Origin of the sequence: Acinetobacter sp. AC1-2 (genome assembly GCF_016124155.1) — a bacterium.
GTDB classification, from domain to species: Bacteria; Pseudomonadota; Gammaproteobacteria; order Pseudomonadales; family Moraxellaceae; genus Acinetobacter; species Acinetobacter calcoaceticus.
On the sequence record NZ_JABFFO010000001.1, the window covers coordinates 64,794 to 87,235 of the forward strand.

The window sequence follows — 22,442 nt, forward strand, 5'->3', positions numbered from 1 at the left end:
TTGTTCAGCGAGCAAGATCAAGGAAGAAATTAGGCTGAATTCAGGCTTCTAAACCCTTATATATCTGGAAATTACTTCCAGCCAAATATTGCATTTCGACCCAATGGTTGGGAATGCCTCATTCTTTTGAAGAGTAGGCGTTTCCTATTTTAGGATGTATCTATGAAAAAATTATTTAGTGTCCTGTTCAGCGCATCTGTACTCACACTGACTGCATGTAATAAACAGCCTGCACAAACTGAAAATACAGCACCAGCTAAAGACAAAACTGAGTCAGTACGCACAATTAAACTTGTTTCAACAGGTTCAGACACTGACGTATGGAAATATGTTGCAACGCTTCCTGAGACTAAAGAAGCGGGCATTAAACTCGAAGTGACCAACCTGACTGACTACGTTGTGTTGAACACATCTGTAGCAAGTGGCGAACAAGACGTAAATGCGTTCCAGTCATTTAACTATTTAGCAGCTTACAATGCTTCAAATACAGCTAAAGTTGCTGCTGTTGCGACAACTTACTTGGAACCAATGGGTCTTTATGCAAATAAAGTTAAAACTGTTGATGAGTTCCCACAAGGCGCTACAATCGCGATTCCAAACGATACTGCTAACGAAGCGCGTGCATTAACATTATTACAGTCTGCTAAACTCATTAAACTTAAAGCAGACTTTGACCCTGTAAAAGGGACGACCAATGACATCGCTGAAAACCCTAAAGGTTTAAAATTAAAACCAATTCAAATGACGACAGCAGTTCGTGTTAAAAACGACGTTGATGCAATTGTATTGGGTAATACATTGGCACTTGAAGGCGGTTTAAACGTACTGAAAGATTCTATCTTCCGTGAACCTATTGACCAGTCTACAAAGCTTTATGTGAACTTATTGGGTGTGGCTGAAGCGAATAAAAATGACCCGATCTATACGAAATTAGGTGAACTTTACCACTTACCTAAAGTACAAAAATTTGTGAGCGAAAAATTTGCAGGTACAAAAGTTGAAGTGAACAAACCTGTTTCTGAGTTTACAGACATCAAATAAGTAATTTTTTAATTAAAATTATTTTCCAAAGCTAAGTCTCGGTAATCGGGGCTTAGCTTTTTCTATAGTATGTTCTGTTTCAGAATAATGAGCTCTTAACAGACTTAAGAGCCTCTAGAAAAAACGCTATTGAGATGCAAGTAATGTAATAAATAGATTAAAAGAAATGGCTAAAATATATGAAAATGGGGTTCTTATGATCCAATAATAATTTTAGAGCCATACATAAGCTTATCAATATTAACAAAGGCTTAATTACTCTTGATCCAAATCTTACCGCAAATTTTGCGCCAATCGAAGCCCCAATAAAAGCTCCACCAGCCATTACTAAAGCGATTGGAAAAATGACATATCCTTTAATGATGAAAATAGATAAAGAACCTAGGTTACAAGCCACATTTGCTAACTTGGTATAAGATAAGGCACTTACCAACTTAAAACCTAATAATAGTACAAATGCAACTATGAAAAATGACCCGACTCCAGGACCAAAAACTCCATCATAAAACCCTAGTAAAGGTGCAACTAGAATTGCAAATAGAAAATAAGGAATAAGTGGTTTTTTATCTACATCACTTAGTTTTGGTGAAAAAATAAAATATAAGGCTACTAAAATTAAAAGTATTGGAACGATAGTTAAAAGTACATTTTTAGGCATGAGGGTAACTGAAAGTGCCCCTAATATTCCACCTAAAAAAGACATACAAGCTATAGGGATTGCTTTACGCCACTCGATGAGTCCTTTTCTTGCGAAACTAATGGTTGCTGAAAGTGTTGCAGAGGCAGCTTGCAATTTATTGGTTGCTATTGCAGATACAGGAGGAACACCTGATAAGAGCAATGCAGGTAGAGTTATTAAGCCACCCCCACCTGCAATAGCATCAATAAATCCAGCTACCATAGCCACTAAGCCTAAGATAAGTAGGAGTTCAAAATTCAATTCATTAGCCTTTAACAATAAGAGGATTTTTTTGCAGTACAATATAGTCAAGATTTTTTCTATAACCAAATAAACGAACTAATGTTCTTCGGTTATCTTTAATAACATCTCGGCAATGTAAGCATAAACTATTATTAATAATTAAAACGGTATTAGGATTTAAATTAATAGAATCAACAATACTAGTTTTTCGAACAATTGATTCAAATTTATAAAAAGCATTTTTAATTTTTATAGAGGCATTCTCATTTGGAGTGAATCTATATGAATTGTATTTCATGGCTTTATAACCATATTTATCTACTTCTAGGATAGAAACATTTTCTCCTCCAGATCCTTGGCCCTCATTAAATGTTTCACTTCTTGTAAAATTAAAACTTTCCGTTGTTAAAGCAAGTACCTCTTCAATAGTTAATTGGCTTAACACTCTTGATATTGGAATTAAACTTGTAGGTTCATTTAAGGGATTCCATCTTGCTGTTAAAATTAAAGAAGAAGGAGCGGGTGAGTGATTATTAACAACTTTAGTAACTGTATGGTAGGGCGCTTCAGTATGTGCAGTTAATTCTATACCTGAATGTGAACTCTTATCAGGATTCTCATTTTCAATTTTTGTAGCTCCACCGCCTTTTAAGTTTGCAACAACTCTAACGATTTTACCCACATTATCAATATCAAATGCAAAAGCATCTTCCTCAAGGAGTGCCAATATTATTTGTTCAGAAGAAGCTAATGTTAATATATCTATATCTTTTTCGAGTATTTCAAGGGGTGGTAGTTGAGTTGATTGAGTAATATCAATTTTACTACGATCTAATTTTTTAATATTTAACCCTTCAAGTACTAGGTAAGGTATTTCTCTATGAATATATTTTTCTATCATACTTTTTTCATATGAATTTAACTTTGTACTTAGTATTTCCTTAAAAGCTAGAATCTTTTCTTGAACAAATAAAGAATCTGGACCTCCTAATAACGCCAACTCATATGACATTTCATTAATTAAATGAGAAATCTCGGAAGAAAGATGAAGGTGATAAGTTTCTAAGTTCTTAACTATTTGATTCATGGGTAGTTTATTGTGATTAAAATTCTGCTACAGACTAGAGTGTCTTTTTTAAGAAATCAATATTTTTTTTAATATTATAAGTTTTTATATTTTTTAAGAGGTAATGATCTTTATCTTTCTCAATTATTAAATTAAAGTTAGATTTTCGCATAGAAATTTTTTTAAATGTTTGGACTATCTCATAGGGAATGGGAGAATACTGAGTCATACCATTAATTTCATAAAATCCTTTCGACTTTCCATCACTCGTTTTTATTCCATCCAACTCTCCATATACGATTAATACTTCTCTTTTATACTCCATTAAAAAATTCCAAATTGATGATGAATAAAAACTATAAGGTTTAGAAATTTCATTCTTAAAATCATTTCCATACATTTTGTTTACTGCTTGATCTGAATATATAGCTGGACATAATAAAATTAATTGATCTATTTGAAATTTTTTTGCTAAATTAATTGCAATATAACCACCCAAACTATATCCAATAACAATATCTACCTTTTTTAAGAGACTGTAAAAAGCAATACTTTCATTTATATTTTGAGATAAAGATGATTTTGTTTTACTCGTACTATTTAACCCACTTAAATTAAATGAAAGCGTTGCAATATTTTTCTTTCTAAGTAGATCTTCTAAAGGACTTAAAGAGCTTAAGTCAGAGTTACCTCCATGTATAAGTAGAGCTACTTTTTTGGGAAAACCATCACAATAACTGAATTTGGCTTCTAATTCATAAGTACCAAAATCATGTACAAAGAAGAAAGAGCTTTCATTTTCGATAGGATTATTATTTTTTAGCTTATGTATGGGGAAATTCGTTACTTTAGAAATGGTATTAGAAAGATATTTATGAGCAATTGATATCTTATCCTGCTTTTGCATGACTCATTGTTCCTGATAGAAGTGTTAAGGAGTTTATTATTTATAAAATAAAATTTCAAAAGCCTCTGCGAAAGCAGGGGCTTTTTTGTATTTCATAGAGCATTTATTATTATGTTAATGAGGTTCATTTAAATATGAAATCTCATATCTATCTTTTTGTTCCATAGAATGGATATATGCAAATCCTGATTTTCCGATATGCATACCTGCGATCAATTGCTTTTGCTCTGCCACTTGCTTCAGAAGTTTTTTCCGTGTGATTTTTGCCTGATCTGAATCATAATCAAAGGCAATAGAAACATTAGGGTTATCTAACTGAATATAGGGGAAATGCACAATATCTCCCCAGATTAATAAGCTACTTTCACCTGCTCCAATCTGAAAGCCAGTATGTCCCGGTGTATGGCCAGCAAGTAAGATCGGACGAATACCAGCAATGGATTCATGACCATCAAACAAGTGTAAGGATTGTGCGTATGCATTTAAGGTATGACGCATCAGATCAAAATTTCGCTTACCTCGTTCAGTCGCTTGTGCGAAGGCATAATCATTTTGCCAGTATTCAACCTCTAAAGTATGCAGATAAAGTTTAGCATTTTCATAAACAGGTTTTCCTTCATTATCCAGCAATCCACCAATATGGTCAGGATGTGCATGGGTGATGAGAATGGTATCAATATCACATGGAGCAATGCCAAGTTGAGCAAGGTTTCTTAATAGCAAACCGCCTGCATGATTTAACCCTCCTGTTCCTGAGTCGACTAAAATTGTGTGTCCATTGCTCTGAATTAGATAGCAATTAATGTCAATTTGATCTGCATTAATTACGCCTGCATCAGTTTGTATTTTTTCAGCAGACTTTTCATCAATCCCAGCTAAAAGTGCCAGACTGACGTTCATTTCACCATCACTCAAAACAGTCACTAAAAAATCACCGATTTGATGTGATTTCTGTGCTTGATGATTCATTAAGCTCTCCGATTTCTTATTAATTATAGGCATACAGCTGTTCAGGTGGATAAGCAAAACATCGAATGCGGGATGTAACATCCAAAGATTTCTGAATAATTTGATCAAGTTTGTGCATAAAAGCAGTCATCATTTCAGGAGAGCGGCTTGCTAACAAGCGATACCTCAACTCAGCATAAATGGGATGTCCACAACCTGATTGAACCGAAATATAAATAATATGCACCTTTTCCACCTCAGCTCCGAGATGCTCAACGCATAAAGACTGAAAATCTTGTGTTAGCGCAACGACATCCTCAATTTGTTCTAACAGCTCTTTCGAAACATAAAAAGTAAGATTAGGCATACTTTAAATCTCATGATTCAGTTGATTATTGGATAAGTTTTGCATTTGCATAGTGATTGGTTCATAGAGATCTACATCAACAGTATTTGCAATCTGTTCAGCTTGGCTACGTGATAAAACATAAGCTACGCGATAATTTGGTGATTGGTCTAAACCTATTGCTTGCATTTGTATGGGTTTTGGTGGAGTTGTTATTTTATCGAGTTGCAGCACTTGAGCACTCAGTAATAAAACTTGATCTGCTGATACCGTAGGTGCAACGCCCTGAACTTCATAGAGATTACGATGCCAATCGGTAATGTTAGTTTGCCAACGTGCGAAGTTTCCGCCACCTTTTTGTTTATATTCATTACTGTTGATTACGTGTTCATCTTGAACAGTATGAATAGCCAGATAAGTAGGGCAGGCAAATGTGATTGCTTTAAATCGCTGTGAAGTGATGAATCCAGTTACTGAAATGAGGGCAGCTAATTTCTCAACACTATAAAATTCATTCCACTCATGTTCAGTTGTTGCATCGGTATAACTGCATTCGACGGTATATAACATGGGGATCACCTCGGCATGAAAATTAAAAAAATCGTCAAGTTGTTGACTTTTAATCATGCTAAAGGCTATTTACTTGAGTATAAAACGATATTATTTCATTATGTAGTGATATTTATTCACTAAAGTGTTTGGTGCTTTGAGGTTGCAACGATGCGTAGAAAGATACCGAGTAGTAGTTCTTTACAAGCTTTTGAAGCGGCAGCAAGGCATGGTAATTTCGCTCGTGCAGCCGAAGAGCTTTCATTGACCGAGGGTGCGATCAGTAGACAGATTGGCCGTCTTGAATCATTTTTAAATTGTAAATTATTTGATCGTGTTGGCAGTCGGGTAAAGCTCAATGCTATGGGGGCGAACTATGCACATCATGTTCGTGAAACACTTGAGCGATTGGATCGGGATACGCAATATATCCAAGGTTTACCTGAAGGAACCCAAAGTCTAGAAATATCTGCACTGCCTACCTTTGCCAATCGTTGGCTGATTCCTCGTTTAGGGAAATTCAAGCAGAAATATCCTGATATTACGGTGAATATTTCCGTTCGAACTGATCCTTTTATTTTGTCGGGGAGTGGTTTTGATGCCGCTATTCATTTTGAACATCCCGCATGGGCGGGTATGCGTACCCAATTTTTACTTGAAGAACGCTTAATTCCTGTATGCCATCCTGCACTTTTGTCAGACGAAGAGCTAACGGGCCAATTGCTACAATTACCCCGTATCCATCGGCGTCAAAATCCTGAAGCGTGGCAGGAGTATGCAGCGGAAAATAGCATCTTATTTAAACATCCTGCTCAAGGCGTGCGATATGATCTTCATGAAATGGCGATTTCAGCAGCATTAGCAGGTTTGGGGGTTGCCCTCGTTCCATCTATGTATGTTGAAAATGAGTTGGAAAATGGGCTTTTGGTTGCACCTTGGCCAAAATCCAAATCACTCAAGAAAAGGTTTTGTTTGGTGAAACCACCTGAAACAGGTATCAATGAAAGTATATTGATGATATTTGAAAAATGGCTCGAAACAGAAATTATTAAATGACAAGTAGACTGATATTAATTTTTTATTTGTCAGTTTAAGAATATTATTTCCTAGAAAAATAAACTCCTAACATAAGTATAAGAGTAATCAAAACTCCCACGCCTACGCTGATAGTTACTAGTTCTAAATTAAATATCTCTTTCCATAACCCATGTGCTCCCCAATCACCATCTACTCCTCGATTATTAGATTTACGGCCATAGGTAGCTGCTACGCCAAAACCTAAAGTGGAAAACAAGAAACAAGCTAAAGAAAGTTTTAGGGGATTAAACCTTGAAAATAAAGGGATTAATATTGTTGCAACAATAGTCACAACAACGGCGGTGATGATATGCTTCCAGTTATCCATAACTTCTCATTAAATCTTATTATTTATAGCGTGTAGGAGAGAACACTCTCCTAGATATCGGTATATTTTATCTTGTATCAGGAGCGAAATATATAACAGATGGATGGCTTGCGCTAATTTGCATAGGTGTTAAAGATCCCAAATCTATTATTTGATAATTCTAACTAGCTTATATTTAAATAAATGGATAAAACAAAAAATCTAGGGCATAGAAATAGGAGTATATTTTCCTATAGGAAAATTCCATTTTTATCTGAAAAATTTCTATACATTAAATTTTTACCATACAATCAAAAATCACAATAAAATTAAGGTGAAATAATGAAAAAAAATATATTGATTCTTAGCTTATTAATTATCAGTGTACAGAGTTGGGCCGAATGTAAAATTGGTGATCTAGAGATTGATCCAAGCACTTCACAAACACCAGAAGGGACACCAAATCCAAGCAACTATATAACAATAACTGGACAGAAAGTGTTAACTAAGGCTTTGGCTAATATAAGCATAGGAACACTGATAAAAACTAAATCTGATACCAATATTGCTCAGTCTAATGTTATTGCTTTTGAATATATTTTCAAGAAACCAATAAATCTAAATTCAAATGAGCTAGCTTCAGGATTTATCACGGGAACAAGTAATTTTGATGGTATCGTTTTTGCCGCTCCAAGTTTTGGAAGTGCGTATGGTTCACAGCAAAATTTATTTATGAGTTCTATTTCTGGAAACATAACCCCAACTCAGACACAAAATGAAGTTTTCGCAAATGAAACAGTTAGAGTTGGGATTTATTACAATCAACTCACTAAAAAAATTGGTTATATTGTAAATGGAGTCGATAGAGGATACACATGGAGTTATACAACTCCATTAAGCAAAATGAAGTTTGGTATAGCAATTGAACAAGGGTTTTATACTTCCAACTCTAGTGCCCTTGGAAAAGAAATATCATTTGAAATAGTATCTGATCATTCAAAACTACAATTTACCTATCCAACAGGCACTACAGATATTTGTGGAACACCTCTTTAAAAGTAAAACATATATCCAAAACTGCCTCACCATTCTAGTGAGGTAGTTTTTATTAATATATTGAATAATCCATGTCTATGTTGGGGATCAAATAAAATAATTTTTATATTCTCATTTACTGCTAATTTGGTTTTTACTAAAATGTGTATAGGAAATTTCCATATTACCTTTTTTTAGTTTTATACAGTAAAATTTTCAATAAGTGTTCTATTTTAAAGGGATTTTTTTTAATTCAGCTATGAATGAATATTATAATTATATAAAATCAGGCAACAGAAAAACATGTATGAGTTCTAGTAAATGAAAAAAACAATTTTTAGCCTAATTTTCGCTACCTGTGCAGCTTTTTCAAATAGTATTCAAGCAGAAGAAGTTTATTTTCAACAAGAGGATATCGCTTATGCTTTTGAACTAGATTCAATCGAATTTTATTTACCAAGTAAAAGTAAATTTAAAATTACTGCCACTAGAAAACTAGTTGGTGTACCTGAAACAAAATTTTATACAGGTGAGTTTGATAAAGATAATATCGCACAATACCACATGGCTTTCGACTGTTCACATAAGACGATACAGATTTTAGACTTTATGATCGGTGATAAAAATAATGGTGAACTTAAGTACAAGAATGATAAAAAGGGTGAAATAATGAAAGCTAGTAGTGATAATGATTTAGCTATGCTTAATTTAGTGTGTGAAAATGCTAAAACTATAAAATAAGAGTCTTTAAATTATAAAGTCTATTTTTTAAATACGGATATACAATTTTCTTGGCGGCCCACCTTTGAAAAATATGAAGTTAAAGATTTAACAATTATGATACCTGTACAAACATTCTCCTTTTTTGCAATTTTTCTGTTGTTTATTGCTCCATTAATTGGTGTTGTACTAACACTAGGTTTATTGGTGAAAGCACTATTCTTTTGGCGAAAGAAGGCACAAAAGCCTGTGATATTTTTTTCTCGAAAGACATTATTCATTCTGTTATTAGCATTGATATGTGACCTATGGGCAGGTTATTTATTTTATATGACTGCATCGGTAAAGTATGAGTTCGCACTTGAGCAGCACTATAAGGAAAGTCGCCGTCATTTCGTTTTATCTCAAGATGCGCAATATGGAGAACTGTTAATTCCCAAAGGGAGCTTAATTAGTCGTTATGATGCTTTTGACAATGGTGAGCCACAATTACCCCTGAGTTTACGTGGATTACAGGCTGTACGTTTCCCTCACCCTGTACAAGTCGCAGGGATGTGGGTAACTGCGATAGAGCCTCCTCGAATGGAATTAGCGTGGGATCAGCATATAGGTCCAGCCATGCGCTTTGATCCTAAGGAAGAAAATGGTTATGGTAAATGGGTTTACGACACAAAGCATCCTACAATTGCCTGTTCTCGTGGAGACATAGTGTTACTTGAAATTCCACTCATTGATTACGATATTGAAAAAGAATTTGGTAAACCTGAACCCGATGGAGCTAATGCGCGTTTTCGCCCTAGTGAGTGGGGTATTCAAGAATGTGAAAAAGGTCAGGGGCCAATTAAAGTTAGCCCTGCATATACTGGGACTGCGCCAAAGAAACCTTAGTTTCAACCTCACTGAAAAGCTCTATTTGGCTTCTTCATAGATTAAGTCGGCAGTCTTATGCATTGTTGGAATAATTAATAAAGAGAGTTCTAAGTTTTTAGAAAAACAGTTGGTGTGATGGTTGCAGCAAAGACAGGTTTATAAATTATTTAGTGTTGAAATAAATATGTTATACGATGAAAAGCTCTTAATATATCCTTATAAAATTCTAATAATTTGAGAAAATTTATGTGGGACACAGTCATTCATATTTCTATTTTTGATTATGCTTTTTTAGGATCTAATAACACTCTTCATTTGTAGGTAATAAACGTGATAAATCAACTTTATGCCAACTACTACATATAAGGATAGGATAGCTAAAAATAATTGCGTAAGCATGAATTTTTTGATGCTAACCTTTTTTAATAATATATATAATCGCAATATGATTGTTGAATACATAAGAACATCAAGTTAATGAAATACTCAAGTGAACAAATTAAAAAAGCTTTATTGCTTACTCCATTGCCATTACTTTTGTGGCATTTATTTTTTAAATTTATGAATGTGGATAAAGTCTAATTTAACTTAGATCACATTTTTGCTTTTTTTCTTGGTATTTTTGGTTATAGTCTTGTTTATTTAGCTTATTGTATTTTGACTGTACCCTTTAGCTTTATTTTTTCCATTCTTTTAAATCATTATAATTATCTCAACGTGTGGACCATCTGTCTTAGTTCCGTAATTATTACTTCGCTATTTTTCTTTTTCTTAGGATGGCTTTTTACAGGAGAAATTTCTCCAAAAATAAATTATATGGAATCTATGGAGGGAGAAGCACCTCTAAAATGGTGGATGATATATACCGATATATCTTTTATTATTTTTATATTATTTCCTGGTCTATGTTATTGGGGATTTTTAATTTTTCTTCAAAAGAGACAATCAAAGATTATTAGAAGTCGCTTTTCAAACTACTCCTAAAATTAACATACTACATATGATAAAAAATCTCTCTAGCTTAAAACAGCTTATCATAAATAGGCTGTTTTGATTTATAGTCCTTTAAATAAAGGTCTAACTCCAGAGAGCGGACAGATACTAAATGATTTAGAGCATCAATTGGAAGGTTGTTAGAAAAATACGACTTAGCCTCCTTAACGGATGTTAATTTCGAGAGTAGTCATTCTATGAAATAAGCTCAAATTGTAATGATAGCCAATTTTTAAGATCCTTCAAGAAAGTAGGCCATATCTCATCTAATTCTAATTTAGATATACCTTCTGAAGCCAAATATAACTCATCATCATAATAATTTATAAAATCGTATAAATCTTCATCTTCAGCAAATCTAGATATCTTTATTAATATTGCAAATAAATTAGAAATGAATTCTATTGAATATCCGGTAGAGGGTGTTATCTCTGTATATTTTTTTAATATTTCATAAAGAATTTTTTTCTTAAGAGTAGGTTCTACGTTAGTTTCAGCAATACTAATCTTATTAAAATAATCTAAAACTTCATTATCTTTAGAGAAAAAGCAAATGTCTAAAGCGAATAGATCTGCTGGGTTTTTATCTAGTCTATTTATAGCCCATTTTTGAATATCTTTGGCAGATTTTAAATTTAGTAATAACTCTAATTTGAACTGAAATTTTTCTACATCATTCATTTAATTTTATTCACCTTTTAGTCTCATATAATATATCTTATATGAGTAACCTATCATTAGTATGCTTCTTCATTTTATATGAAATAAGATTTTAATATTAAGAATGTTTTGATTTTTTTGGCATTCCGCAAGTCTTGCAATTTTTTCTAAATAAAAGACTTATTCCATTCATTCCGAAACTTTCTGTAAAAAAACTCTCTTTACACCAAGGGCAAGTATCTTTGGACAAGAAAAACAAGTTACTAAAAAGCATGAGTAATAAAGCTACTATAATTAAAATAAGTGTAATCACTGAAATATTTACATTAAAGTAAGTTAAAAGCTGAAAGATGCAAAATAAGAAAAAAGGTATTCCAAAAAGTGTAAAAACAACAAAGTAGTTTCTAATTTTTAAAAGTTTTTTATATTCTTGATACATTCAATAACCTATATTTTAAGGGTATTCTAAAATTAATAAGATACACCTTATTTAAAAATTCTGCTTATCCTAAATGGCTTTCCAAGCCAATTATCTCCCCCTTTATAAACCCCAATTTAACAATAGCTCACTCATTATTTATCCTTACTTTTTAATGATCTAATTTAAAACAAATGTCATTTTGTGTGCTTGACTGCAAAAGGGCAGAGCACTATCCTTTGCCTGCTGGCCTACATTGCCAGTCGGTTTTAGCAGACCGTACTCAAGAGCATTGAAAAAACTCGTTTTTTTAATGTGAACTCGTTCGTCTCCCTTTTGTTGCGGTAGGACGGAAGGGGGACACCTTCGGGTGTGCTGGGTCTTGAGCCAGTCTGCTAACCCCCTTTCGTTCTGCCACCATAATTCCTATTAATGTCTGGCAGAACTCCCAATAAAAAGGAGTTGGCTTTGCACATTCTTAATTTCTTGGCAGCCTTTGCCAAAGTCTATATCGACACGACTTAAACTTTAAAAGCAGTTTGATGGCCATTGGGCTTTTTAGGCTTTAAATCGCTTCGTCTAAAAACTTAATCAACAATAAAACTTGAGATGTGCCAAGCACAGTCTTTACGGCTTTGCTATGCCTTTTTTTCTCCCAAAAAAAGTGCAACGGTTTTTATATCTCATTTATATACAACAAAAATTTAATTTATAACGGTAAAAATATGCCACATTCAGATCTCCCATTTCGTGCTTTAAGTGTGCTTCATACCTCCCGATTTCTTTTTAATAAATACGGCTTTCATAAAGTCGGGGTAGACCGCATTATTGAATCTTCGAAAACTCCGAAAGCAACTTTTTATAACTACTTTCACTCAAAAGAAAGGCTGATTGAAATGAGCCTAACCTTTCAAAAAGATGGTCTTAAACAAGAGGTCATTTCAATCATCTATGTTCAGAAAGAGTTAACCCTGCTTGAAAAGCTTCGCAAAATTTACTTTTTACATGCCGACTTAGATGGACTCTATCATTTGCCTTTTAAAGCCATTTTTGAAATTGCGAAAACACATCCCAAGGCGTATCAGGTGGTCGTTCAATATCGAAACTGGTTCATTAATGAAATCTATAATTTATTTTTAACAACCAATGAAAATGCTTTAAAACAAGATGCGCACATGTTTTTGTTTGTGATTGATGGGGCGATGGTTCAACTTTTAGACCCAAATAAGGCAGGGGAAAGGGAGAGATTATTAGATTATTTTCTGATCCAGTTTAAATAGGACTCACAATCAGATTTATCATGATACAAAATTGAAGGCTTCCAACGATTCATATTAAAAAATATAGAATTGTATGGAAGCCTAAAATCTGACTAAAACCTTAGAATGTATTTTGAATAATTACATCATCAAAAGGAAGTTTGCCCACACGTGGGTAAGGTTGAGTCGCCGATTTACCAACTGCAATCATTAAACACACCACATGATCTTCAGGTAAGTTAATTAACTTCGCCATCGCATCAAAGTCAAAACCATCCATTGGGCAACTGTCTAAACCATGCTCTTGAGCAAGAAGCATTAAGGTTTGAGCAAAAATACCCGCACTACGCATAACTTCATCACGTTGAGTTTGTGGGCGGTCACGGTAATATTGATCAATTGCACCAACCATAATATTTTGAACTTCCGGAGAAGCCCCATCCCACACACGTTTAGCATCGACTTCCCACGAGCTTACTTTTGCGCATAGCACAATTAGTAATGATGCTTCTGTAACTTGTGGCTGGTCCCAAGCAATAGTACGAATTTTTTGTCTTAACTCAGCATCTTCAATTACAACAGGACGCCAGTGCTGCAAATTAAATGCACTTGGTGCATTTGCCAAAACTTCATGTAATAACTGTTGTTTATTTTCTTCAGAGAGTTGAAATGAAGGATCGAAGCGCTTAATAGCACGACGTTTCTGAATGGCATCAATAACGTTCATAAGACATTCCTATTTGTTGGTTTGACTGTTTTAAAGATAACTAAGTAATTTTTAGCGGTTATTTCATATTAAACTGAATTAATCTCGCAATATCGATTGTTCTTTCGAAAATGAGTTCTGCTGCTTGTTCGCAGGCTTGTTCTAATGTGATTGGACCATTTGTTAGTGAAAAAGCAGCCGTAACACCGTGCTCATAAAGCGCTTGGTAGCCTTCGCCTAAAGTACCTGCAATCACAATAACAGGTACATTTTTCATTTTCGCGACTCGACTCACACCAAAAACTGTTTTGCCATTTAAGGTTTGCTGGTCAAATTTGCCTTCACCTGTAATGACCCAATCTGCGCTAGAGATTTTATGAGCAAGTTGATTGAGCTCAGCTACAACTTCGACTCCAGCTTTAAATTCAGCATTTAAATAACTTTTAGCTGCAAAGCCTAAACCACCCGCAGCACCCGAACCCGCTTCATCTCTTTTATCGAAACCCAGAAGTTGTGCAGAGACATCGGCAAAATGAGCAAGCGCTTGATCAAGTAACTGTACTTGAGCAGGGGTAGCACCTTTTTGTGGACCAAAAATATAAGATGCACCGTTTGGGCCGCAAAGTGGATTTGTAACATCGGCAGCCAATAAAAAACGTGTCTGTTGAATGCGCGGGTCGAAATGAGTTAAATCAATTTTTGACAGGTTATTTAGAGCGAGGCCACCTGCGGGTAAAACGTGTTGGTTTGAGTCTAATAAATGTGCACCTAATGCAGTTAATAAACCAGTGCCGCCATCGTTGGTTGCACTACCGCCCACAGTTAAAATAATGTCTTTTGCACCTGCGTCTAAAGCATCTAAAATGAGCTGGCCTGTTCCAAAAGTTGTGCTTTGGCAGGCATCACGTTCTGACGGTGGAACTAACTGTATGCCGCTGGCTTGTGCCATTTCAATCATGGCTATTTTTTGTGTTTCTAACCATCCCCATTTTGCCTGAACAGGTTTACCTAAGGGTCCAATTACGGTTTTTTCACGCCATTCACCTTTGCAGACTTCTAACACTGCTTCAAGTGTCCCTTCACCCCCATCTGCCATAGGGCATAGAATTGTTTCGGCCTCAGGAAAAACCTCTTGCCATGCTTGAGCAATTGCCTGCGCTACGCCCAAAGCCGACAGGCTGTCTTTAAAAGAGTCTGGCGCAATCACAACCTTCATACGTTCTCTAAATCTGTTTTTTTCAATTAATTTATACTGCTTAAACCAATAAAAACCTACTTAAAATGACGTAAATTTCAGTTCATCACATCATTTCTATTTGTGAAAAATATAAAGTTAATTATGTTTTTATCTGTAAAAAATAGATCTTTCTGAGGTTAAGGTATTGTTATTATTTAATTTAAATGATTTTTTAGATTTGGCTAAATTATTGTAATTATAAAAAATATGGCACATATTATAAGAACGATTGAGCCAGCTTTTAAAATATTGGGAATAGCATAAAAAGCGGACTCTACCCATAAGCTAGACAGCAGATAGCGTAGATATAACCATAATTAAATTGTGAATTTATTGCATCTGTTGAATGTGTAAAAAGAAATAAGAGGATGACAAAGTGGATAATTCTGAAGAACAAAAGCATATACAAGAAAATAACGGCTTTGCGCGAATTGAACCCTACACTCATCCTGCTGGGGGATGGGGGGCACTACTCAGTGTCGCTCGAAATCTAAAACGACAAGATATTTTGAAAAAAGGTTCGATTACCTTACTCAATATTAACCAGCCTACAGGCTTTGATTGTCCGGGATGCGCATGGCCAGAAAAGAAAAATGCTCATGCGTTTAATTTCTGTGAAAACGGAGCAAAAGCGGTTGCCTTTGAAGCAACCAGTAAAACAGTGACTCCTGAATATTTTGCAGGTCATACAGTCAGTTGGTTGTCTGAACAAAGTGATTTTTTTCTTGAAGATTTAGGGCGTTTAACCGATCCAGTCCGCTACGATGCAGCAACTGATAAATATGTACCCATTTCATGGGATGAAGCTTTTCAGATTATTGCTAAACATCTTCATGCGCTAGACAACCCAGACCAAGCGGCATTTTATACGTCTGGTCGCGCCAGTAACGAAGCGGCATTTCTATATCAACTGTTTGTGCGAAGCTTTGGTACAAATAACTTTCCAGATTGTTCGAACATGTGCCATGAAACGACAAGCGTTGGACTGCTTGATTCGATTGGTTTAGGAAAGGGCACAGTCACCCTAGAAGACTTTGATTTAGCCGATGCAATTTTTAGTTTTGGGCATAATCCCGGAACCAATCACCCACGTATGTTAGGTACTTTGCGTGAAGTGTCTAAACGTGGCGGCAACATTGTTGCGATTAACCCAATTAAAGAACGAGGCTTAGAGCGTTTCCAAGACCCACAAGCACCACTAGAGATGATGACCAACGGCAGTACCCCAATTAGTCGTTATTATTTCCAACCTAAAATTGGTGGTGACTATGCACTCATGTTAGGTATGTTAAAGCACCTAAATGAGTGGGATAAAAAAGCCCTTGCCTCAGGAAAACCAAGTGTTTTTGACCAAAACTTTATTGCGGTCAATACCATTGGTTTTGATGAAATGATTGCTGAGGTTGAAAAAACTGAATGGGCAGATATCTATAAACATTCAGGTTTGTCTGCTGAACATTTAGAAAAACTAGCCAAACTCTTTTTAGATTCTGAACGTTCAATTTTTTGTTGGGGTATGGGAATTACCCAGCATCGTCACGGAACTGCCAATGTACATATGTTAGCGAATTTATTGTTGGCTCGTGGGCAAATTGGCAGGCCAGGTGCAGGGCTATGTCCAGTTCGTGGGCACAGTAATGTGCAAGGCGACCGAACCATGGGCATTAATGAGTTACCTAGCCCTAAATTACTCGACAACATTGACCGCGTGTTTGGGATTAAATCACCGAGAAAAAATGGACATGGTGTCGTCGAAACCATTAAAGCCATGGCTGAAGGTGAGGTCAAAGTCTTTATTGGTCTAGGCGGAAACTTTGCAGTTGCAACCCCTGATACACCGTATACCCAAGAAGCACTTAGAAAGTGTAATTTAACCGTTCATGTTGCAACCAAGTTAAACCGTAGTCATTTGGTATGTGGTAAAGAGGCACTCATTTTACCTTGTTTAGGGCGTACCGAAATTGATGAGCAACTTCATGGCCCGCAAGCAATTTCAGTCGAAGATTCGATGAGTAATATTCATTTGTCGGCAGGACGTAATACCCCAATTTCTGAAAATATTTTATCGGAACCAGACATTGTGGCAAGAATGGCAGAGGCAGTGTTACCAGATAGCCAAATTAAATGGAAATGGTACATCGAAAGCTATGACCGTATTCGTGATTCAATTGCCGATGTCTTTGATGAATTCCATGATTTTAATTTACGGGTCTATGAACCGGGTGGATTCCACTTAGAGCATCCAGCCAATCAGCACATCTGGAATACAAAAAGTGGTAAAGCACAGTTTATGATTACGCCACTTAATGAAGTCTATGGCGATAAAGAAAATCAATATGCTGCTGCCTATACCGAGAGTAAAGTTTATACCTTAATGACGACTCGTTCTCACGATCAGTACAACACGACGCTATATGGTCTTGATGACCGTTACCGTGGGGTCTTTGGTCAACGCCGTGTATTGTTTATGAATCAGGCCGATATTGATGAAGCTGGCTTCGAAGCAAACCAGTGGGTCGATATTGAAAGTGTTTTCTCGGATGGCGTTAAACGTATTGTGCATAGTTTCCGAATTGTGCCTTACAACATTCCACGGGGCAGCTTAGCTGCTTACTATCCGGAAACCAATCCTTTAGTAGCCTTAAGCAGTCATGATAAATATGCCAAGATTCCGGCTTCAAAAAGTGTTCCTGTTATTTTGCATGCCGGTGATGCACCTGAACACTTTAATTTGGCAACAGCAGTTGACCCTGAAGATGCAGATAGAAAAGTAAGCAGCCTTTAAATCAAAGGTGATATTAGAAATGTAATTGAAACAGATGGCGCTTCCAAAAGGCGCCATTCCAATATAAAGGAAATTATTTTGACACCACATTCTTATGGGGTTGAAACATTACAAGTACAGCGGTTTAAGAAAACCGAATCTGAAAGTGTTTTAGATAATATTGTTCAAGAGTATCCAATTGCTTTGGTATATAACGGTATTTCTCATGCAGTGATGATGGCAACACCTACCGATGTGAGTTTGTTTGCTAAAGGTTTTAGTCTCTCTGAAGGAATTTTAACAAGCTTAAAAGAGTTGTATGCCATTGAGGTGCATCAAAGTGAATTAGGTATTGAAGTCGAAATGACGATTTCATCTAGAGCATTTGCCACATTAAAAGAACGTAGACGAATGATGGTTGGGCGTACGGGCTGTGGTTTATGTGGTATTGAAAGTTTAGAGCAGTTTCATCTCGATGTTCCTAAAATTACCACCGAACCTTCTAAAGAATGGCTTGCGCAAATTCCGATGGCGATTGCTCATTTAAAGAATCGGCAAGAAATTACTGCTTTAACTGGAGGTGCTCATGCAGCAGCTTGGGTTGTTGACGGCCAAATTGTCGCTTTATTTGAAGATGTGGGACGTCACAATGCTTTAGACAAATTACTCGGTTATTTAGCTCAAGAAAACTATGACACCAGTTTGGGTTTTGTTGTCATGACCAGTCGTGCAAGCTATGAATTAATTCGTAAATGCGCTCAGTTAAATATAGGTTTATTGGCTTCAATTTCTGCTCCAACCAGCATGGCTATTCGTCTGGCAAAAATATCGGGTCTAACTTTGGCTAGTTTTTGTCGTGGAGATGGCTTTGTTTTATATACCGAAGTATGAAGCCTTAAAATAACCATTAAATAAACTTTCATTAAAAGAATGATCAAAAAGATAGAAATTTACATTTCTATTTTTTCTAATTTTAAGCTAGGCATGAGTTTTATACTTTATTATCAGACTTCTGTAGGTCGGAGTGTGTCCCAGTGTCTTGGTTGCAGTCTCTAAAAGATTGGGCAAAACGTCTAAAAAAACAAATTATTATGTTGTGGTTTGCATCAAAGCACCCGCAAATGCCGTTGTTACCAAAAATTATTGCTATTGTAGCGGTAGCTTATGCTTTTAGTCCCATTGATTTAATTCCAGATTTTATTCCTGTTTTGGGTTTACTTGATGAAGCTTTAATTTTACCAATACTCATTTGGTTAGCTGTTCGCTTTACACCCAAACACGTCATTTTAGAGGCGGAACAACAAGCTGAAGAATGGCTTGAACAACAAGAACGCCGTCCTCAAAATTATTTGGTTGCTGTGTTGATTATTCTAGTTTGGATAACTTTGGCTGTGATGGCTTATTTCTATTTTGGCGGTGGTTTATAAGTTCTCAAGGTTCAAGATATAGAGTACGAATTTAAAGGCATTAACATTGTACTTTGCTACAACTCAAAGGATAATAACGTTTTTATAAGCTATGAGTTGCAGACAATGAAAATCGTCGCAGATGAAAATTTAGCATTTACCGATTACTTTTTTTCAGAGTTTGGCGATATTCAACACCATGCAGGGCGTACCTTAACTCATGCAGATGTAAAAGATGCTCAAGCTTTACTGGTTCGCTCGGTAACAGCAGTTAACGAGAGTTTAATTCGAGACACTTCAATAAAATATGTAGGTAGCGCTACAATCGGTACCGATCATTTAGATATTCCAGCTTTAGAAAAACAAGGAATTACGTGGGCAAATGCGGCAGGTTGTAATGCCCAAGCAGTTGCTGAATATGTAATTACTGCTTTACTGCATTTAGATGCTAACCTTTTAGAACAACAAGAAAAATTTACCCTAGGCATTGTTGGGCTTGGAAACGTGGGTAAACGTTTAGCATATATGGCTCAGTTGCTTGGCTGGAATGTGATTGGCTTTGACCCATATGTACAGTTAGATTCAATTGAAAATGTAAGCTTAGAAATGCTCTTGCAACAAGCGAATGCAATTTCAATTCATGTGCCTTTAACTAAAAATGGTGAGCATGCGACGTATCACCTTTTTGATGAGCAAGCGTTTGCAGCACTTCAACCTAATACAATTTTAATTAATAGTGCGCGTGGTCCAGTCGTTAAAGAAGCGGCTTTAATCGAAGATATTCAGCGTACAAAACGTAAAGTCGTGCTCGATGTATTTGAGCATGAACCAGTCATATCTGAACAGCTTATAGATATGTTGGCTTTGGCCACACCGCATATTGCTGGTTATAGCCTTGAAGGGAAGGCCCGCGGTACGCAAATGATTTATGAAGCGTTTTGCCAAAAGTTTGGTTTCGATATAAATAAGCGTTTCGAAACACAATTGCCTGCATGTGACGACTATTTTTCAGGTCATGACTTAAAGGCTGTGTTAAAGCAAAAATTAACTCAAATTTATGATATTGCTCAAGATGACGCCAACATACGTGCTTGTATCAAAGACGGTAAGGTAGAGCAAAAAGCATTTGATTTATTACGTAAGAACTATCCGCTACGTCGGGAGTGGGCAGCACATGGAGGGCCGCAGGCATGAGTTTAAGTTATCAACCTACTTGTTCAATTGATGCCTTAAAAGCGCGTGCCAAGCTCTACACCCAGATTCGTCAGTTTTTTGCAGAACGTGGCGTCATGGAAGTTGAAACACCGATTGTTTCACAAGCAGGTGTTACCGATGTGCATTTAGCGTCTGTGCAGGCTTTACGTCATATCAATGGCAAATTGCAAACACAATATTTACAGACTTCACCTGAGTTTGCCATGAAACGGTTATTGGCAAGTGGCAGTGGGCCGATTTACCAAATTTGTAAGGTTTTTCGAGATGATGAACACGGGCGTAAACACAATAGTGAATTTACGATGCTTGAATGGTACCGCCCGAGTTTTGATCTAAAAGCTTTAATGCATGAAACCGCCGATTTATTGCAAAGCTGTTTGCAGCATCGTTTTGGTGAAGTTCGTCCGTTTATTCTAAGTTATAAACATGCCTTTCAAGACCGTTTAGACATTAACCCATTACAAGCAACTTTGAAGCAACTCAAAGATACGGCAAATCGTGTGGGATTAAACATTGATTTGGGCGACGACCGTTTAGCTTATATCGATTTGTTATTCTCGCATTTTGTTGAACCAAGTTTGGGGTTTGATGCACCTGTCTTTTTAACTGACTTTCCACCAGAAATGGCATCTTTGGCAAAGGTAAAACTAGATGAAGATGGCGAAGAGGTTGCCGCTCGCTTTGAGGTTTATATTGAAGGTCTAGAGCTGGCAAATGCCTATGACGAATTGCTTGATGCAGAGGTGTTACGTTCACGCTTTGAAGCAGACAATGCAGAGCGGGCTAAGCAAGGGTTGCATGTCATGCCTTTAGATGAACACCTATTAGCTGCTTTACCTCATATGCCAGAATGTTCAGGAATTGCTTTAGGTATAGACCGCTTACTCATGGTTGCAATGGATCAGGTCAAAATTGAAAAAGTCATTACATTCCCAGCAGACATTGCTTAAAAACTAACAAATAAAAAAGCCACAATATTGTGGCTTTTTTATTTAGAGCTTATTCAATTTAAGCTTGTTGAATACCAGCAACAACCCAGTCTTGCTGAGAGCCAGCAGGTTTAACAAAGTGCCAGATTTCAGTAAATGGTTGTGGCAAGCTGTTTAAATCTTCACTCACATTACCTGTGAAGCGTACGCTCACAACGTATTGACCATTTTCAGTCGCACTGTCTACAACCATCGCATTAAGATTGCTAAATTCGGCAACGTCTTGATCTTGGTTTTCCATGATGTCGTTATACATAGAAGTATAAAGTTCTGGTGTTAAGTAACGGCGAATTTCTTCAATGTTACTTGCAGTATTCATCGATTGGATGTGATTAAAACGTTGACGTGCAATACGCAAGAACGCCGCTGGTTCACTACCGTCTGGAAGTTGGTTGCCATTGCTGGTTGTTACACCGCCAAAAGGAGCTTGGGTTGCAGCACCACCAGTCACAGACTGACCAAAGATGTTTGTATTATCCCCAGCATTACGTGGTGTCGCTTGTGGTGCAGCAGAACGGCCAAATGGGTTTTGACCGCCGTTGTTTGGTGCGTAAGGATTATTACCCGCTAATTTTTTTTTTGCGCCCAATTTGCGGAATACAAAAAAGGCTAAAGCTGCTGCAAGTAATACCCAAAGCCAGCTAGGAATTCCGCCTTTCTTCTCTTCTTGTGCTTGAGCAGCTTGGTCTGTTCCAGCTTGATGTTCAGTTGATGTTGGTTTGTCATCAGCTAAAGCATTTGCTGCAACAGCACCTACGGCAGCACCAGCCACACCAGCTGCAACCATTGAACCAACGCCTGGACCAGATCTTTGAGGTGCAGTAGCAGGTTGTTGAGCAGGAGTCACTTGACGAGGTTGTTGATAAGACTGGCTTGAAGTAGTCGAGCGTGCCATACCGTGGCTTTTACCACCACCTGCACGTTTAGCTTCAGCAAGAGGCGAAATTGCTAAAGCAGCCATTAAAATACCGGTAATCAAGCCACGCTGGTGTACTTCCATAGGAAAT

General features: G+C 36.4%; 24 protein-coding genes. 12 read left to right on the forward strand and 12 right to left on the reverse strand.

The window, feature by feature from the left end:
- Window positions 1-162 precede the first annotated feature (162 nt).
- The gene (locus tag HL290_RS00245) at window positions 163-1,041 is read left to right on the forward strand and encodes a MetQ/NlpA family ABC transporter substrate-binding protein (RefSeq protein WP_198495275.1); all 879 of its coding nucleotides are present in this window, start codon (window positions 163-165) and stop codon (window positions 1,039-1,041) included.
- Window positions 1,042-1,198: 157 nt separating this feature from the next.
- On the opposite strand, the gene HL290_RS00250 is transcribed toward HL290_RS00245, so the two are convergent.
- The 6 genes from HL290_RS00250 to HL290_RS00275 form a co-directional block, all read right to left on the reverse strand.
- Window positions 1,199-1,942 (reverse strand): TSUP family transporter, encoded by a 744-nt coding sequence (locus HL290_RS00250; protein ID WP_045429337.1) that lies wholly within the window; start codon window positions 1,940-1,942, stop codon window positions 1,199-1,201.
- Window positions 1,943-1,985: 43 nt separating this feature from the next.
- Window positions 1,986-3,050 carry a hypothetical protein gene (locus HL290_RS00255; RefSeq protein WP_198495276.1) on the reverse strand — a complete coding sequence of 355 codons (1,065 nt, stop codon included), beginning with the start codon at window positions 3,048-3,050 and terminating at the stop codon, window positions 1,986-1,988.
- 34 nt (window positions 3,051-3,084) lie between these two features.
- On the reverse strand, window positions 3,085-3,936 hold the full coding sequence (locus HL290_RS00260) for an alpha/beta fold hydrolase (protein ID WP_198495277.1): 852 nt from the start codon (window positions 3,934-3,936) through the stop codon (window positions 3,085-3,087).
- Window positions 3,937-4,050: 114 nt separating this feature from the next.
- Window positions 4,051-4,905 (reverse strand): MBL fold metallo-hydrolase, encoded by an 855-nt coding sequence (locus HL290_RS00265; protein WP_198495278.1) that lies wholly within the window; start codon window positions 4,903-4,905, stop codon window positions 4,051-4,053.
- A gap of 19 nt (window positions 4,906-4,924) precedes the next feature.
- Window positions 4,925-5,251 carry a hypothetical protein gene (locus HL290_RS00270; RefSeq protein ID WP_127492810.1) on the reverse strand — a complete coding sequence of 109 codons (327 nt, stop codon included), beginning with the start codon at window positions 5,249-5,251 and terminating at the stop codon, window positions 4,925-4,927.
- Between the two features lie 3 nt (window positions 5,252-5,254).
- A complete protein-coding gene (locus HL290_RS00275) occupies window positions 5,255-5,800 on the reverse strand; it encodes a sugar ABC transporter (RefSeq protein ID WP_198495279.1) in 546 nt (181 codons plus the stop codon).
- A 150-nt stretch (window positions 5,801-5,950) separates the two neighbouring features.
- Here HL290_RS00275 and HL290_RS00280 point away from each other — a divergent pair, with 150 nt between their 5' ends.
- Complete coding sequence (locus HL290_RS00280; RefSeq protein ID WP_005045712.1) at window positions 5,951-6,835, forward strand: LysR substrate-binding domain-containing protein; 885 nt, start codon at window positions 5,951-5,953, stop codon at window positions 6,833-6,835.
- Between the two features lie 43 nt (window positions 6,836-6,878).
- Here the strand turns inward: HL290_RS00280 and HL290_RS00285 are convergent, their stop codons facing one another.
- A complete protein-coding gene (locus HL290_RS00285) occupies window positions 6,879-7,184 on the reverse strand; it encodes a hypothetical protein (RefSeq protein WP_003650141.1) in 306 nt (101 codons plus the stop codon).
- Window positions 7,185-7,505: 321 nt separating this feature from the next.
- Here HL290_RS00285 and HL290_RS00290 point away from each other — a divergent pair, with 321 nt between their 5' ends.
- The 4 genes from HL290_RS00290 (at window position 7,506) to HL290_RS18540 (ending at window position 10,772) form a co-directional block, all read left to right on the forward strand.
- The gene (locus HL290_RS00290) at window positions 7,506-8,219 is read left to right on the forward strand and encodes a DUF4882 family protein (protein ID WP_003650142.1); all 714 of its coding nucleotides are present in this window, start codon (window positions 7,506-7,508) and stop codon (window positions 8,217-8,219) included.
- Window positions 8,220-8,519: 300 nt separating this feature from the next.
- Complete coding sequence (locus tag HL290_RS00295) at window positions 8,520-8,939, forward strand: hypothetical protein (protein WP_198495280.1); 420 nt, start codon at window positions 8,520-8,522, stop codon at window positions 8,937-8,939.
- Between the two features lie 138 nt (window positions 8,940-9,077).
- Window positions 9,078-9,806 (forward strand): hypothetical protein, encoded by a 729-nt coding sequence (locus HL290_RS00300; protein WP_198496367.1) that lies wholly within the window; start codon window positions 9,078-9,080, stop codon window positions 9,804-9,806.
- 579 nt (window positions 9,807-10,385) lie between these two features.
- Window positions 10,386-10,772 (forward strand): hypothetical protein, encoded by a 387-nt coding sequence (locus HL290_RS18540; protein WP_320158881.1) that lies wholly within the window; start codon window positions 10,386-10,388, stop codon window positions 10,770-10,772.
- A 204-nt stretch (window positions 10,773-10,976) separates the two neighbouring features.
- Here HL290_RS18540 and HL290_RS00305 read toward each other — a convergent pair whose 3' ends face one another.
- Window positions 10,977-11,462: a hypothetical protein gene (locus HL290_RS00305; protein WP_198495281.1), complete on the reverse strand. Its 486-nt coding sequence runs from the start codon at window positions 11,460-11,462 to the stop codon at window positions 10,977-10,979.
- Between the two features lie 97 nt (window positions 11,463-11,559).
- Window positions 11,560-11,880 carry a hypothetical protein gene (locus HL290_RS00310; protein ID WP_080758338.1) on the reverse strand — a complete coding sequence of 107 codons (321 nt, stop codon included), beginning with the start codon at window positions 11,878-11,880 and terminating at the stop codon, window positions 11,560-11,562.
- 704 nt (window positions 11,881-12,584) lie between these two features.
- Between HL290_RS00310 and HL290_RS00315 the strand changes: the two genes are divergently transcribed.
- Entirely contained in the window at window positions 12,585-13,139 is a 555-nt protein-coding gene (locus HL290_RS00315) for a TetR/AcrR family transcriptional regulator (protein ID WP_198495282.1), read from the forward strand.
- Between the two features lie 100 nt (window positions 13,140-13,239).
- On the opposite strand, the gene HL290_RS00320 is transcribed toward HL290_RS00315, so the two are convergent.
- Together HL290_RS00320 and HL290_RS00325 are read right to left on the reverse strand one after the other, a co-directional pair.
- Window positions 13,240-13,845, reverse strand: a complete 606-nt coding sequence (locus HL290_RS00320; RefSeq protein ID WP_003650149.1) for a nitroreductase family protein — start codon at window positions 13,843-13,845, stop codon at window positions 13,240-13,242.
- Window positions 13,846-13,903: 58 nt separating this feature from the next.
- Entirely contained in the window at window positions 13,904-15,040 is a 1,137-nt protein-coding gene (locus HL290_RS00325; RefSeq protein ID WP_198495283.1) for a glycerate kinase, read from the reverse strand.
- A 397-nt stretch (window positions 15,041-15,437) separates the two neighbouring features.
- Here HL290_RS00325 and HL290_RS00330 point away from each other — a divergent pair, with 397 nt between their 5' ends.
- From HL290_RS00330 to epmA, 5 genes are all read left to right on the forward strand, one after another.
- Complete coding sequence (locus HL290_RS00330; protein ID WP_198495284.1) at window positions 15,438-17,846, forward strand: FdhF/YdeP family oxidoreductase; 2,409 nt, start codon at window positions 15,438-15,440, stop codon at window positions 17,844-17,846.
- Between the two features lie 78 nt (window positions 17,847-17,924).
- Entirely contained in the window at window positions 17,925-18,716 is a 792-nt protein-coding gene (gene fdhD, locus HL290_RS00335; protein WP_057085834.1) for a formate dehydrogenase accessory sulfurtransferase FdhD, read from the forward strand.
- Between the two features lie 143 nt (window positions 18,717-18,859).
- On the forward strand, window positions 18,860-19,252 hold the full coding sequence (locus HL290_RS00340) for a YkvA family protein (RefSeq protein ID WP_004643806.1): 393 nt from the start codon (window positions 18,860-18,862) through the stop codon (window positions 19,250-19,252).
- A gap of 105 nt (window positions 19,253-19,357) precedes the next feature.
- The gene (locus HL290_RS00345) at window positions 19,358-20,425 is read left to right on the forward strand and encodes a 4-phosphoerythronate dehydrogenase (RefSeq protein WP_198495285.1); all 1,068 of its coding nucleotides are present in this window, start codon (window positions 19,358-19,360) and stop codon (window positions 20,423-20,425) included.
- On the forward strand, window positions 20,422-21,396 hold the full coding sequence (gene epmA, locus HL290_RS00350) for an EF-P lysine aminoacylase EpmA (protein WP_198495286.1): 975 nt from the start codon (window positions 20,422-20,424) through the stop codon (window positions 21,394-21,396). Before HL290_RS00345 ends, epmA begins: the two co-directional genes overlap by 4 nt.
- Before the next feature lie 58 nt (window positions 21,397-21,454).
- On the opposite strand, the gene HL290_RS00355 is transcribed toward epmA, so the two are convergent.
- A complete protein-coding gene (locus HL290_RS00355) occupies window positions 21,455-22,435 on the reverse strand; it encodes a Tim44 domain-containing protein (protein ID WP_198495287.1) in 981 nt (326 codons plus the stop codon).
- Window positions 22,436-22,442 lie beyond the last annotated feature (7 nt).